The sequence below is a fragment of the Flavobacterium denitrificans DSM 15936 genome (assembly GCF_000425445.1).
GTDB classification, from domain to species: Bacteria; Bacteroidota; Bacteroidia; order Flavobacteriales; family Flavobacteriaceae; genus Flavobacterium; species Flavobacterium denitrificans.
Window position 1 is genome coordinate 147759 of the sequence record NZ_AUDL01000013.1, and the last position, 13917, is coordinate 161675.

The 13917-nt window shown below is 33.3% G+C and carries 13 protein-coding genes; 6 read left to right on the forward strand and 7 right to left on the reverse strand.

Annotation, left to right across the window (positions count from 1 at the left end; all coding sequences use genetic code 11):
• Position 1 precedes the first annotated feature (1 nt).
• Positions 2 to 565 (forward strand): gliding motility lipoprotein GldD, encoded by a 564-nt coding sequence (gene gldD / locus H600_RS0109530; protein ID WP_026728570.1) that lies wholly within the window; start codon positions 2 to 4, stop codon positions 563 to 565.
• A 51-nt stretch (positions 566 to 616) separates the two neighbouring features.
• Here gldD and H600_RS0109535 read toward each other — a convergent pair whose 3' ends face one another.
• A complete protein-coding gene (locus tag H600_RS0109535) occupies positions 617 to 991 on the reverse strand; it encodes a heavy-metal-associated domain-containing protein (protein ID WP_026728571.1) in 375 nt (124 codons plus the stop codon).
• A 99-nt stretch (positions 992 to 1090) separates the two neighbouring features.
• Between H600_RS0109535 and H600_RS0109540 the strand changes: the two genes are divergently transcribed.
• The gene (locus tag H600_RS0109540) at positions 1091 to 1957 is read left to right on the forward strand and encodes a DMT family transporter (protein ID WP_026728572.1); all 867 of its coding nucleotides are present in this window, start codon (positions 1091 to 1093) and stop codon (positions 1955 to 1957) included.
• Positions 1957 to 2415, forward strand: a complete 459-nt coding sequence (locus tag H600_RS0109545) for a hypothetical protein (protein ID WP_026728573.1) — start codon at positions 1957 to 1959, stop codon at positions 2413 to 2415. Before H600_RS0109540 ends, H600_RS0109545 begins: the two co-directional genes overlap by 1 nt.
• Before the next feature lie 82 nt (positions 2416 to 2497).
• Here H600_RS0109545 and H600_RS0109550 read toward each other — a convergent pair whose 3' ends face one another.
• Positions 2498 to 4546: an insulinase family protein gene (locus H600_RS0109550; protein ID WP_026728574.1), complete on the reverse strand. Its 2049-nt coding sequence runs from the start codon at positions 4544 to 4546 to the stop codon at positions 2498 to 2500.
• A gap of 13 nt (positions 4547 to 4559) precedes the next feature.
• The gene (locus tag H600_RS0109555; protein ID WP_026728575.1) at positions 4560 to 5882 is read right to left on the reverse strand and encodes a M16 family metallopeptidase; all 1323 of its coding nucleotides are present in this window, start codon (positions 5880 to 5882) and stop codon (positions 4560 to 4562) included.
• Between the two features lie 275 nt (positions 5883 to 6157).
• On the opposite strand from H600_RS0109555, the gene rplU reads away from it, so the two are divergent.
• Complete coding sequence (gene rplU / locus H600_RS0109560) at positions 6158 to 6595, forward strand: 50S ribosomal protein L21 (RefSeq protein WP_026728576.1); 438 nt, start codon at positions 6158 to 6160, stop codon at positions 6593 to 6595.
• Positions 6596 to 6619: 24 nt separating this feature from the next.
• The gene (gene rpmA / locus H600_RS0109565) at positions 6620 to 6880 is read left to right on the forward strand and encodes a 50S ribosomal protein L27 (protein WP_026728577.1); all 261 of its coding nucleotides are present in this window, start codon (positions 6620 to 6622) and stop codon (positions 6878 to 6880) included.
• A gap of 261 nt (positions 6881 to 7141) precedes the next feature.
• Here rpmA and H600_RS0109570 read toward each other — a convergent pair whose 3' ends face one another.
• Positions 7142 to 9898 (reverse strand): AsmA family protein, encoded by a 2757-nt coding sequence (locus tag H600_RS0109570; protein ID WP_026728578.1) that lies wholly within the window; start codon positions 9896 to 9898, stop codon positions 7142 to 7144.
• 42 nt (positions 9899 to 9940) lie between these two features.
• Entirely contained in the window at positions 9941 to 10522 is a 582-nt protein-coding gene (locus H600_RS0109575) for a MiaE family protein (protein WP_026728579.1), read from the reverse strand.
• A gap of 113 nt (positions 10523 to 10635) precedes the next feature.
• Between H600_RS0109575 and H600_RS0109580 the strand changes: the two genes are divergently transcribed.
• Positions 10636 to 11877: a glycosyltransferase family 4 protein gene (locus H600_RS0109580; protein ID WP_026728580.1), complete on the forward strand. Its 1242-nt coding sequence runs from the start codon at positions 10636 to 10638 to the stop codon at positions 11875 to 11877.
• 59 nt (positions 11878 to 11936) lie between these two features.
• On the opposite strand, the gene H600_RS0109585 is transcribed toward H600_RS0109580, so the two are convergent.
• Positions 11937 to 12827, reverse strand: a complete 891-nt coding sequence (locus H600_RS0109585; RefSeq protein WP_245176549.1) for a helix-turn-helix domain-containing protein — start codon at positions 12825 to 12827, stop codon at positions 11937 to 11939.
• 68 nt (positions 12828 to 12895) lie between these two features.
• Complete coding sequence (locus H600_RS0109590; RefSeq protein WP_026728582.1) at positions 12896 to 13447, reverse strand: carboxymuconolactone decarboxylase family protein; 552 nt, start codon at positions 13445 to 13447, stop codon at positions 12896 to 12898.
• Positions 13448 to 13917 lie beyond the last annotated feature (470 nt).

A 13917-nucleotide genomic window follows, 5' to 3' on the forward strand; every position in this document is an offset into this window, starting at 1 on the left:
AATGTTAAAAAAGATAATTTCAACAGCGGTAATTTTACTGACTCTAACTTTAGTAAGCTGTAAAGATGACGTATTGCCAAAACCGGCAAGTTTTCTGCGTTTAGATTATCCCGAAGCAAAATATGTTCATTTTGAAAATACTTGTCCGTTTGCTTTTGATATGAATGAAGCGGCGGTTATTAAAGGCGAAAAAGATTGTGGATTTGCGATTACGTATCCAAAAATGAAAGCCACAATTTATCTGACTTATAAACCGGTTCATGGAGATATCAATAAGCTTTTAAAAGATGCTCAAAAACTTACTTACGAGCATGTAATCAAAGCCGATGATATTTTAGAACAACCGTATTTAAACCCTGAAAAAAAGGTTTACGGAATGTTTTATCAAGTAGATGGAAATGCTGCTACAAATTCTCAATTTTACGTTACAGATAGCACAAAACACTTTATAACAGGTTCGGTTTATTTCTATGCTAAACCTAATTTTGACTCAGTTATGCCAGCGGCAAGTTATATTAAAAACGATATGCAGCGGTTGATGGAGACTTTGAAGTGGAAATACTAAAAAAAAGGCGTTCAAATTTGAACGCCTTTTTTTTAGTATTAAATTTCGAATTTAAGATTTAAAATTTGAAACCTTATATGTTTTTCCGTCTCCAGTTTTTTGAACTACTGTTGTTAAAGAATTTTCGTTTTGAATGGTTTTGTCAAAAGTTACGGTTGCCGTTTTTTTATCAAAATCTACCGTTGCTTTTTCAACTCCATCCAGATTTGATAATTCTTTTTCAATAGTTTTGGCACATCCCATTGCGCAAGTCATTCCTTCGATTTCAAAACTTGCTGTCTGTACATTTTCAGCGGGGATTGCTTTATGTTCTTTTGTTGTTTCTAAAGGTTTTATGTTAGCCAAATTTTTATCTTCTTCTTTTTTACAACCAACGAACACCAAACCAGTGATGGCTAATGATGCTATTATTTTAGTGAATTTCATATGCATGATTTTAAATTGTCAATATGTTTGTTGCAAAATTAATAAAAACCAAGTGTTTAGTTCGTAAAATAATTACAAATTTGCAGTAAAATGCAATGTATGGAAACAAAACAGTTAAAGTGGATTTACTTAGTGATTCTTTCCCTAATTTGGGGAAGTTCCTTTATTCTAATAAAAAAAGGATTAGTTGGTCTAACTGCGGTTCAAGTTGGTTCCTTCCGAATTATTTTCGCAGCGTTTTTTTTGTTGATTGTTGGATTTAAAAGCCTAAAAAAAATCTCCCGTAGTCAGTGGAAATTTGTTGCCATCACTTCGCTTTTCGGGACTTTCATGCCCGCTTATCTTTTTGCTATTGCAGAAACTCAGGTCAATAGTTCAATTGTTGCCATTCTGAATTCCCTCACGCCATTAAATACATTGATTTTGGGAATTATAGCATTTGGAATTCAATTTCAAAAAAGACAAGTTTTAGGGGTTTTTGTTGGTCTTGTGGGTTGTTTGCTTTTGGTTTTGAATGGCGACTCGACGAGTGGCACTCAAAACTATATCTATGTTTTGTTGGTTGTTATTGCGACTTTGAGTTATGCAATCAATGTGAATTTAATCAAGAAATATTTGCACGATCTTAATTCGGTTAGTATAACCACGGGAAATTTTGCGGTCTTATTTTTGCCTGCTTTGATTATTTTGAGCACGACCGATATTAATGCTAAAATACATTTGGCAGAAACGCAGCATTCTATACTTTTTGTTATGATTCTAGGTGTTTTAGGAACCGGAATTGCAAATATCCTATTCTTTAAATTAATCCAAATGTCTTCTCCAGTGTTTGCAACATCAGTGACATATTTGATTCCGATAGTCGCTTTCTTCTGGGGATTATTGGATCATGAATTTTTAACGCCAATTCAGTTTTTTGGAGCGTTTGTAATTTTGATTGGGGTTTATTTATCAGCAAAAAAATAATGAAAGAGTTAATTGAAAAATTACTTTTGAAGGAATCGATAGAATTCAATGGTTCAATCGCGGAGTTAAAAGAAAAAATTGAAGTTTCAACAGAGCAAAAATTTAGACTTGAATGGATTTCTGAAAATGATTTTAAAATTCTCTCAAAAATCTCATTAGGAACTTTTATTCTCAATTCTAATTCTAAATATTTTGAAGGAATAAAAGGTTTTGGAAAGCTGAAAGAATTAAAAAATGGAAAAACCAAAATCGATTTGATTGCTAAACTTAGAATAGAACTCTATTTTATTGCTATTATTCCATTACTTATACTTGTTGGTTCGTTTTTGAATGGTGAAAAAATACCATTATTGAGCATCTTTTTAATTCCTTTTGTTATTTTATGGTTTTGGGTTATTTACAGATTCCAAGAAAAAATGCTTTTTAGGAAATTTAGAAATTTTACAATGACTGAATAAAAAAAAGCTTTGTCAAAGTTTTGAACTTTGACAAAGCTTGTAAGAAAGAAGTCTTAGCAACTTAGTACCTTAGCATCTTTCTTTAAAGAAAATCTGCATCAGAAACGCCTTCGTTTATTTTGATATCAGACATTTTAATGTCCAATTCAAAACCGACATTCTGAATTAAATTGAAAGGAACCTTCACGCCTTTTACTTCTTTGTAATCATTAAAATTGGTGATTTGAGTAACCGATTTTCCGCCTTGTTCACGAACTTTAGATTCTGCTACTTTTAAGCCAGATTTAATATCATAAAAATAGGTTATTTTGCCGTCTTTAATCGCATAAGCATCACTTCCGTTGATTGGTTCGATGCTGTCAACTTTCAAGTCAGTTCTTTTTGCCAATTGTAATTCCTCAAATGGAGCCGCATTAGCTTTCATGTCTTTTAGGTCATCACCTTCAAGATTTTTACGTTGGCCTTGTTGTTCAACATAAGCGCCTTTTTCGTTCACAACTTGTTTCATCAAGTTCATAGTTCCCATAGAAAGAGAAACCATCATTTTTCCTTTTGAATCTAATTTTGATGTGAAAGTTAATGGAGTAGGAGCTTGTGGTACCGTCGTGCTTCCGTTCATGTAAAGTGTTTTCACTGCAGTAACAGCTTTTTCACCACCAATTGCTTTGATGTAATTTTGAAAAACTGTTTGCGCTGTAACATTTGAAGGCGCATCTTTTTTAGTTGCCGGTTTTTCAACTGGATTTCCGTATTTATCGAAATAATAAATCGGAATTTGAGTTTTTTCTAAGCCGGCAATCACGTCAGATCCTTTTCCTGCAATAACAATTCGCATATTGTCAAGAAGGAAATATTTGTTTGCTACACGGTAAATATCGTCAGCAGTTACATTGTTTATTGTTTGAATGTATTTTTCGTAGAAATCAGCAGGAAGTTTTTCTGTTTCAATATTCAAGGCGTAACGTGCAACAGCCTGAGGTTTTTCAACCTGCATTACAAAACGTCCAATATATCCAGCTTTTACATTTTTCAAAACATCATCAGAGACTTTTTCTGTTCTGATTCTTTTGATTTCTTTGATAAATTGTACAACTGCACTATCTGTAACCGTGTTTCGAACTGCAGATGATGCTTTGAATTTTGTTACATATTTTCCACTTCCAATGCTTGAGTTTGCGCCATATGTCCATGCATGTTGTTCACGCAAATTCATGTTAAGGTAACTGTTGAAATCGCCTCCTAAAATTTGATTTGCAATTACTGCAGGGAAAAAATCAGGATCACCCATTCTTAAATTCACGGTATTTACCAATGAAATTTCAGACTGAACGGCATTTGGAACATCTACAAAATCAATTTGAAGCTTAGATGCATTTTCTGGATTTGGATACGTGTTTTTTGGAGCCGCTTGTTTTTTCCATCCGCCAAAAAGTTTCTCAACGGCCGGTTTTACATCTTTGAATTTTACGTCTCCGATAATCACTAAATAAGCATTTTCAGGAACAAAATACGTGTTGTAGTTTGCTTGAACATCTGCAAGCGTTACATTTTTTACTGTTTCTTCAGAAAGATATTCTCCCGATGGATGATTTTTGCCAAAAGCCAAAACATCAACGACACGATTTGCTATTGCAGGAACGCTTTTTTCTTCAGCTTTTAAGCCTTCAAGTAGTTTAGCTTTTTCTTTGTCAAATTCAGTTTGAGTGAAATTTGGCTGCAAAGCCCCTTCTGCCAAAAGTTCTAAAACACGTCCAGAATATTTAGAAAGCGAGCTTGCAAAAGCGCCTTGCGAAGTGAAATTGATGTTTGCGCCATAAAAATCAATTTCTTCGTTAAAAGCTTCTTTAGTTGTTTTTTTGGTTCCGTTTCCAATTAAGCTACTCGTCAAATCATCAACACCTTTTTTGTTTCCTTCGGTAAAAGGAGCATTGTCTAATGTTAAGTTAAAGCTAACTTTTGGTAATTTATGGTTTTCGACAACTAAAACTTTCATGCCGTTTGCCAACACAAAAGTTTGTGGCTTTTTAATGTTGACTACTGGGGCGTTTCCTGGTTTTGGTTGTGGACGATCTTGTGCTGTCATAATTCCTGTTAGGAAAAAAAGGATTAAAAAAGGATATATTTTTTTCATGATTCGATACTTCTTAGTTTTGAGATTTTGCAGTTGGAATGTAATCTAAAATTAAGCGTTGGTTGGGATTTAAGTATTTTTTCGCAACTTCTCTGATTTCTTCTCTGGTAATAGAATGGTAAATATCAATTTCAGTATTGATCAAATTTACATCTCCATAAAGCAAGTAATAAGAAGCAAGATTTTCTGCAATTCCTTCTACGCTTGAATTGGCGTTCACAAAATTATTATCGAATTTATTCTGTAATTTTTCGTAATCTTTCTCAGAAATCAAGTCAGTTTGGATTTTTACGATTTCTTCATCCATTTCTTTTAAAATGTCTGCTGTTGTGTTTGGTGCCATTGGTAAACCGTATAAAATATATGTTCCATAATCTTCTTGACTAAAACCAACTGCTCCAATTTGAAGTGCCATTTTTTTGTCGTCAACTATTTTTTTGTAAAGTTTAGAGCTTTTTCCGTCACTCAAATACGAAGAAATTAAATCTAAAACTCTCGCGTCTCTGGTTTTCATTGAGGGCGTTCTGTATGCTGCAACAACCATCGGAATTTGGATATTTGGATCTTCGTAAGTTGCTTTTATAGTTTGTGTTATTGGTTCTTCTGTAAAAGTCTGTTTTTTTAATACTTCGCCTTTTGGAATTGGTCCGAAATATTTCTGAACCCATTCTTTAGCTTTCGTTTTGTCAAAATCTCCTGCAACCACCAAAACGGCATTGTTTGGAGTGTAGAATTTTTTATTGAACGCCTGAAATTCTTCAAGAGTTGCGGCATCCAAATCTTTCATAGATCCAATAGTTGTCCAGCGATACGGGTGATTCTTGAAAATGTTCTTTTTAACCTCAGGAAGAATATTTCCATAAGGTTGATTGTCGTAGCGCATTCTTTTTTCTTCTTTTACAACTTCATTTTGCGTATCAACCCCAATTTTATTAATAATAGGATGCATTAATCTTTCAGACTCCATCCATAAACCTAATTCTAGGTTATTTGAAGGGAAAACTTCATAATAATAGGTTCTGTCGTCAGAAGTATTGGCATTGTTGACACCTCCATTTGCCGTAACGATTTTCATCCATTCACCGCGTTTTATGTTTTGAGTGCCTTCAAATAATAAATGTTCGAAGAAATGCGCAAAACCAGTTCGGTCTGGACGCTCGTCTTTTGAGCCCACATGATACATAACAGAAGTAATAACCACAGGAGCAGATGGGTCGTTATGCAGAATTACGTGCATTCCGTTATCCAAATTATATTCTTCAAAAGCCACCTTTTGAGCATGAGCTACTCCGCCAAGCATTAGTGCAGCACTTAACATCATTATCGAATTTTTCATATAAGATTAATAAATTTATGATACCTAAAATAAATAGGTAGCTAAAAGTTGATTATAGTTACTTCAAAAATAGTCTTTTTTGCGTAGTATTTGAAGATTTATGCATTTATCATTTATAATTAACAGAAAATTACTTATATTTTTAAATTTGAAATTGTTTAAAAGACTTGGAAAACAGCAGTTAAACATGAAAATAATATTTTTGCATTTAGAGATTGCGTAGTAAATTATTAGTTGTATATTTGCAACCTTAAAAATCAATAAATCAATTTGATATGTATGCAATCGTAGAGATAGCAGGGCAACAATTTAAAGTAAGCAAAGACTTAAAGGTTTATGTTCACCGTTTAGCTAACGAAGAAGGTTCAAAAGTTTCTTTTGACAAAGTTCTTTTGTTAGATGATAATGGAAATGTAACTTTAGGCGCCCCAGCTATAGAAGGTGCTTCAGTAGAAGCTAAAGTGTTACAACACTTAAAAGGTGATAAAGTTATCGTTTTCAAAAAGAAAAGAAGAAAAGGATACAAAAAAAGAAATGGTCACAGACAATATCTTACTCAAATTGTAATTGAAGGTATTACTGCAGCAGGAGGAACTAAAAAAGCAGCAGCTAAAAAAGCAGTTGTAGCAGAAGAAGCAGCTACTGAAGAAGTAGAAGCTCCAAAAGCAAAAAAAGCAGCTCCAAAAGCAAAAAAAGAGACTACTAAAGAATAATAACAATATTTAAACTTATACGTCATGGCTCACAAGAAAGGTGTCGGTAGTTCGAAGAATGGTAGAGAATCAGAATCAAAACGTCTAGGCGTTAAGATTTATGGTGGTCAAGCTGCTATTGCTGGTAACATCATCGTAAGACAAAGAGGTTCTAAACACAATCCAGGTGAAAATGTTTACATCAGTAAAGATCACACACTACACGCAAGAGTAGCTGGAGTTGTTAAGTTCCAAAAGAAAAGAGATAATAAATCTTATGTATCTGTTATTCCTTTCGAGGCATAATAATCATAGATTACTTTTTATAAAAAACCCGTTCTGAAATGAATGGGTTTTTTGTTTTTATTTATTGCGAGGAACGAAGCAATCTCACGCGCTAAATCAATTGTTATTATGCTCTTGCGATCCTTCCTCCGTCAGGATGACAAGATTGCGCTGAGTGTTTGAAAATAAAAAAACCTTTGTCAAAACTTTAAATTTTGACAAAGGTTCACGAAGTATTTTCAAATTGGAATTTGGAATTTAAAAAATGGAGTTTTAAAATTTTTACTCCTCAGTATCTTTAGTTTCCTCCAAATCCTGAGTTTTCTTTCCAACCTTTATTTTCGGATTGTCCTGCGTTCCCGTAACGGTAAGCGGAATTCCGAAGATGCCTAATGGAGGAAGTCCTAAACGCATTTTTAGGTTGAGTTTTCCGTCTAAGCTTGTTGTGCCTTCAATTCTTGGTCGGAAACCGGCAAATTTAAATTTAAAACGTTCCACTGTCATAATATTATTTTTGATCGTGGTTTTAATGTCAACTTTAGAAAGGTCAGGATTTTTCATTGATTCCGAATTGGTTTCCTTGCTTACAGCTGTGAACATTTTAAGGCCTCGCACTTTTACATCTTTTACTGAAAGTGTTCCTCCGCCGGTTAATGATGGGTAAACAGGTTCCATATTGGCATTTAAACGGCCCTTTAATTGGTAATCCAAAGAAACAATCCCTTGCGCTTTTTCTGCGGCGCTGGCCATTTTTCTGAAAACTTCGACTTCATTATAAGCTCTTTTGATGTCAAAATCGGTTGCCTTGATGGCATAATCAAAATTAGCTTTTTTAGGTGTAACTGCTTGATAATTAGCATTCATTGTTACTTTGCAACCTATTAAGTCAAAACCTGTATTTTGCATCGTCAGTTTGCCATTTTTCATGCTTAAATTTCCAGTCGCATTTTGCAGATTCAATTTATCGAAATTTACTTTTTGAGCATTAGCTGTAAAATTCAAATTCAAATTTGTTGGAATAATTATAACGCCACTTTGTGTATTTTCTGTTTTTTCTTCTGGTTTTGGAGCTGAGTTTTCTGTTACAGAAGTTCCGGCTGTCGTTTCGGACATAAATTCATCAACATTAATATATCTTGATGAGGATTTGAATGAACCTTTTAAGACTCCTGTATTTGTAGTTGCATAGTTAAAAACATTCTGCAAATAGCCATTCATTGTAAAATCAGATTTTCCGTAAGAGGCCAAGAAGTTATTGAAATACATTTTATCCTGATTGATTTTAAAAATTCCTTCTTTTATAATGAATTTTTTAGGCAGATATTCTGATGTAATACCAATGTTTCGCAGTTCAAGCGTTCCTTTATTGTGCAATTTGCTGTAGTTTCCTTTTTCGGCATCGCTTTGTTTTCCTTTTAAAACAACATCAGCTTTTACGAAGCCATCTAAATCAAGACCTTTTTGAGAAAAAACTTTATAGATTTTGTTCACATCTAGTTCTCCTTTGGCTTTTATGTCATAAGTCAAATCATCAAAATTGCTTAAATCTGCTTCTACAAAAACAGGTTTTCCTTCAAAAGTAAATTGCGCTGGTTTTAGTTTTACCTTCAAATCGTCATACGTTCCTTTTTGGTTATCAATATTTGATTTAATAGTGATATTTGTAATTGGATTTGGATAATAAGGCGTTTTTAAATAACCGTTTTCCAGATTAATTGTTCCTTTTGTTTTTGGGAAAAGCCTGTTTTTTTGATCGAATTTACCATTTACTACAGCATCTCCGTCAAGATTTCCTTTCAATACAACATTTGAAATTCCAAGAGCTGTCATTAATTTTCCAAGATCGATTTTAGCTTTTAAATCGGCATCAACAACTGGAGTATTTACTCCGGTTACGTGAAATTTAGATTTTAAATAATCTTTATTAATGTTTAATGATAGATTTTTTGCATCAACATCTACTAGGTCTGGATTTAAATTCGGGACTTTAGTTTTAACATCTAAATTAAGGTTGGAAACCGGAAAAGCACTTTTGTTGTAATTCACAAATCCGCTGTCGATTTTTACATCAAGATCAAGTTCCGGAGCAATATTTTGTGAAGCAATATAATCACCTTTTAAAGTCAGAAGAAGATTGGTGTTTCCTTTCAATTCTGCTTTAGAGAGCCATGTAATATATTTTGGAGGAAGAGCAGTAAAAACGTCATACAGTTTGCTATTATTTGATTTTATTACAAAATCCATATTATAGCCATCTTTCAAAAAGTCAAATTTTCCTTTAAAATCGACTAAAAGCTGATTGATTTTTAAGTTGTTTTGCTGGAAGAAAAAAGATAACGAATTGACATTTACTTTAGTGATCAAATCGGCGTCGACCTTTTTGTTCATTAAATAAGGTTCATTTTCGTAAACAATATTTAATTTTTCGATTTTAGCTTTCGAATACAAATCAAATACCGATTTATTCAGGTCACCTTTGCCTAAATAATTAAAGCCAAAAGCATCAAAATGAACTTTAGTTGACTGATCGTCATAAATTATTTTGCTATTTAAAATTTCAATTCGCTCTAATTTTAAAGCAGTTTCCGTGCTGTCTTGAGGATCTGAAGGTTTTGAGGATTTGTAAATATTATAATTTGCCTCACCTTTCTCATTTACTTTTACATTGATAAAAGAATTGGATAAGTAGATTTGGTCAATTTTTACCGTTTTACTAAAAACCAGACTGGCAACATTTATTCCAAAAGAAACTTCCTTTGCTGTAATGAATTTTTCTTTAGTATACGGAGCAGATCCGTTAAGGTTTAAATCACTTAAAGTTAGCGTAAGCGAAGGGAAATGATGAAAAAATGAAACCGAAACATCAGAATAGTTTAATTCCGCGCTAAGCTTTTCATTTGCTGTTTTTTTAATCTGTTCTTTAATTTTATCCGCAAAAATAATTGGCGTTAAAAACAATAATCCTATAATAACAACAAAGGTTATTCCAAGATATTTAAGGATTTTCAATACTATGGATTTCTTTTTACTTGTAGTCATATCAAATTATGGTATTTGTTTTTAGAAAATATTCAGAAAAAATTACCCATGTACAGTTTCGCTTTTTCCGTAATTGGTAATTATGGAACCTTCATATTCAATCCATTCTTTCCAGCGTTTGTCAATGTCGATATTATCTTGATATTTTCTGGCGAATCCTAAAAAGGTGGTATAATGTCCAGCTTCAGAAATCATTAAATCTCTGTAGAATTTTGCCAATTCCTCATCTTTAATATTTTCTGAAAGTACTTTAAAACGCTCACAGCTTCTGGCTTCAATCATTGCCGAAAATAATAATCGGTCACAAAGCGCATCTCTTCGGCTTCCGTCCTTCTTCATGAATTTGAAAAGTTCATTTACATAATGGTCTTTTCGCTCACGCCCTAATGTAAGTCCGCGTTGTTTTATAATGTTGTGAACCATCTGAAAATGCTCTAGCTCTTCTCTGGCAATTTCAAGCATTTCAGTTACTAATTCCTCTAATTCAGAGTTGTAAGTAACAATGCTGATTGCATTTGAAGCCGCTTTTTGTTCGCACCAGGCGTGATCCGTTAAAATTTCTTCGATATTTGATTCGACTATATTTACCCAACGTGGGTCTGTCGCTAACTTTAATCCTAGCATAATCCTTAAAAAAAATGTTCCTACAAAATTAGTGTTTTTTTGGAACCGATTCTTGGGAAATTGGGTGCAAATCCGCGGAAAAAAGCATTATTTTGTAATATGAAACAAATATTATGAATCAGATTAAAAAACTTTTAATTATTGGGTTTGTCTGGCCCGAGCCAAAGTCTTCTGCAGCAGGCGGAAGAATGATGCAATTGATTTCTATTTTCAAAGAAAATGGATTTGAAATCACATTTGCAAGCGCGGCTCAGGACAGCGATTTTATGGTTGATTTATCTGAATTTGGAGTAATAAAAAGAAGTGTCGAACTCAATTCTTCCAGTTTTGATGATTTTATAAAAGAATTAAGTCCAGGTGTTGTCTTGTTTGACCGATTTATGATTGAAGAACAATTTGGATGGAGAGTGATTGAAAACTGCCCAAAAGCAATCCGGATTTTAGATACCGAAGATTTACATTGTCTGCGAACAGCAAGACAAAATGCTTTTAAGGAAAAACGAACTTTTGAGCTTGTCGATTTGTTATCTGAAGAAGTTGCAAAACGAGAAATCGCCAGTATTTTAAGATGTGATTTGTCTTTGATTATTTCTGAGTTTGAAATGAATATTCTGAAAGATGTTTTCAAAATTAATCAAGATTTGCTTTTTTATCTTCCTTTTTTGGTTGAAGAAATGAATGAAGAAGAATTGCTGAAACTGCCTTCTTTTGAAGATCGTAAGAACTTTGTCTTCATCGGAAATTTTCTTCACGAACCAAATTGGAATACGGTTCAATATTTAAAAGAGGCAATTTGGCCATTTATAAAAAATGATTTTCCAGAAGCAGTTTTAGAAGTTTACGGCGCATATCCATCACAAAAAGTATTACAATTGCATCATCCTAAAAATGGTTTTTATATTATGGGAAGGGCTGAAGATGCTAATGAAATTGTAAAAAAATCAAGAATTGTTTTGGCGCCGATCCGTTTTGGTGCAGGCTTAAAAGGAAAATTATTAGAAGCCATGCAATGTGGAACGCCAAGTGTTACAACTTCAGTTGGTTCAGAAGCTATGCATTTAGATTTAACTTGGAATGGTTTCATTGAAGATAATCCCGAAGTTTTTGCAAAAAAAGCAATCGAACTTTATCAAGATGAAAATCTCTGGAAAGAATCTCAAAAAAATGGAATTGCAATCATTAATGAGTGTTATCAAAAAAACACTTATTCAGATAAATTAACTTCATTGATAAATTCTCTTTTAATAGATTCCGAAAGTCATCGTCTTCATAATTTTATGGGAAATCTGCTCCAGCATCACGCCTATAAAAGCACCATGTATATGTCAAAATGGATTGAAGCGAAGAATAAATAGTCACAGTTTTCAGACCTAATAATTACTGAAAATTGTGACTGAAAACTGAAAACTCTAAACTAAGCTTCCATTTTTCCAAATCCTACCGTTTCACGATAGATTTGAGGCGAAACATCGGCATTGGTTTTAAAGAAACGGCTGAAATAATGTTCGTCATCATAACCTAATTCATAGGCGATTTCTTTAACCGTTTTGTTGGTCATGTATAATTCTCTTTTGGCTTCTATAATAATTCTTTCCGAAATTAAATCGGTTAAGGTTTTGTTGAAATAATTCTTAGATAATTTTGCCAATGCTTTTGGAGAAATATTCAATAAATCAGCATAATTACCTGCCGAATGTTTGGTTTTGAAATTCAGTTCAATCGCGTCTTTTAAATTTTGAAGAATAATAGGCTCTTTTGAATCTGGAACCGATTTCATTTCTTCCAATTGTTCTGTTTTTAATCTTGAAGCTGTGATTAAAAAGATCTTTAAATACGAAATAAGCAATTCATATTGCGCCAATTCTGCATTTTGAATTTCGTTTTTCATTTGGTCAATCACCATTTTAAAAGTCTGCGAAGCCTGTTCTGTAACCTGAACATACGGTGGCTGATAAATATTATTGAATAAAACGCCATTGCAAGAAACCTCCTTTTGATGCATGTGAATGCAATAAAAATCAGGATGAAAATGAATCGCGATTCCTTCAATTGGTTCACTTACGCAAAGCATAAAAGGCTGATAAGGCGAAAAGGCGAGGAGTGAGTTTTCTTCAAAATGATGTTCTGCAAAATCAGCTTTTACTTTCCCTTTTCCTTTGGTCACCCAAATCAAAGAATAATAATTGTTTCGCTGTAAATGGTCAAAATAGCTATTGTCTTCAAAAGGAAGAATTTTAAAAGCCAAATTCCCATTCTGCGGATTTATTAAAGTGAAAACATTTTGAGAGCTCATATTCGGTTTCATTTTTAAAAATATAAAGATAGTCATGAAATGAATTCACAACTATCTCTATAGCTTGTTTTTTGTTTGTATTAGTTGTGTAATTCTAAGTTAGAAACTGCTGGAAAGTCAATTTCTGTATTTGCTACGTTGTTAAAGTAGTTGGTTAGAACATTCAAAGCTACATGGCCAATAGTTTCTGCAATTTCAGCATCAGAAACTCCTGCGGTTTTTGCTTTGTTTACATCTTCATCGTTTACTAAACCACCTTTGCTGATTAAGGTTTTGGCCAATTGTAAAATTGCTTCGGTTTTAGCATCTGTAGAGTTTCCTGTTCTTGCTGCGTGTAAAACTGCTGGATCTGCTTTAACTAATTTTTCTCCAATAAATGTATGCGCTGCTAAACAGTAATCACAAGAGTTGCTTTCTGAAACTGCCAATGCGATCAATTCACCTGTTTTTGCACTTAATTTTCCGTGGCTTAATGCACCGCTTAAGTTCAAATATCCTTCAAGAACTGCCGGAGAATTTCCCATTGTTCTCATCATGTTTGGAACAACGCCTAATTTTGCTTGAACTGCGTTGAATAAATCTTTAGTTTTTCCTGTAACTTCTTCTGGGTTTAATGCTGTTAATCGTGCCATTGTATTTAATTTTTAAAGTTGTTATTTGTTGTTGTCTTTTGACATTACAAAGTTGCGACGATTACAGATTTTAGAACATGGAGAATGTACGCTATGTGATGGACAATTTTCCCTTGCTGTTTTTTCAGGAGCTAATCCAGCTTTCCGTTTCAAGTCCTCACCGCAAACCCTTATTTTTCTAAGCCATAAAACGAGCTTCCGTTGGTCGCTGTTTTCTGGCAAGAAAAATAAGGGTTTGCGGTTCCGGGCTTTTCACTGCAATCTGGGCTAGGGCACTCGGTTTCATAAGGGTGTATCTCGGTTAGTTTGTCAATTTCGAGGAACGAGAAATCACACTGGAAATTCTGCAAACAATTCACACAATCTTGTCATTTCTGTAAAGGTTAGATATTTCGGTAACAAAATTTAAATTTAATAAATTTTGTTACGATGAGAAATAATAGTCAAGATTGCACATTAGAGAGGAACTA

Excerpts from the sequence above, each read along its gene's own strand:
- gldD (WP_026728570.1), top strand. The coding sequence starts at position 2 with ATGTTAAAAAAGATAATTTCAACAGCGGTAATTTTACTGACTCTAACT.
- H600_RS0109535 (WP_026728571.1), bottom strand. The coding sequence starts at position 991 with ATGAAATTCACTAAAATAATAGCATCATTAGCCATCACTGGTTTGGTG.
- H600_RS0109540 (WP_026728572.1), top strand. The coding sequence starts at position 1,091 with ATGGAAACAAAACAGTTAAAGTGGATTTACTTAGTGATTCTTTCCCTA.
- H600_RS0109545 (WP_026728573.1), top strand. The coding sequence starts at position 1,957 with ATGAAAGAGTTAATTGAAAAATTACTTTTGAAGGAATCGATAGAATTC.
- H600_RS0109550 (WP_026728574.1), bottom strand. The coding sequence starts at position 4,546 with ATGAAAAAAATATATCCTTTTTTAATCCTTTTTTTCCTAACAGGAATT.
- H600_RS0109555 (WP_026728575.1), bottom strand. The coding sequence starts at position 5,882 with ATGAAAAATTCGATAATGATGTTAAGTGCTGCACTAATGCTTGGCGGA.
- rplU (WP_026728576.1), top strand. The coding sequence starts at position 6,158 with ATGTATGCAATCGTAGAGATAGCAGGGCAACAATTTAAAGTAAGCAAA.
- rpmA (WP_026728577.1), top strand. The coding sequence starts at position 6,620 with ATGGCTCACAAGAAAGGTGTCGGTAGTTCGAAGAATGGTAGAGAATCA.
- H600_RS0109570 (WP_026728578.1), bottom strand. The coding sequence starts at position 9,898 with ATGACTACAAGTAAAAAGAAATCCATAGTATTGAAAATCCTTAAATAT.
- H600_RS0109575 (WP_026728579.1), bottom strand. The coding sequence starts at position 10,522 with ATGCTAGGATTAAAGTTAGCGACAGACCCACGTTGGGTAAATATAGTC.
- H600_RS0109580 (WP_026728580.1), top strand. The coding sequence starts at position 10,636 with ATGAATCAGATTAAAAAACTTTTAATTATTGGGTTTGTCTGGCCCGAG.
- H600_RS0109585 (WP_245176549.1), bottom strand. The coding sequence starts at position 12,827 with ATGAAACCGAATATGAGCTCTCAAAATGTTTTCACTTTAATAAATCCG.
- H600_RS0109590 (WP_026728582.1), bottom strand. The coding sequence starts at position 13,447 with ATGGCACGATTAACAGCATTAAACCCAGAAGAAGTTACAGGAAAAACT.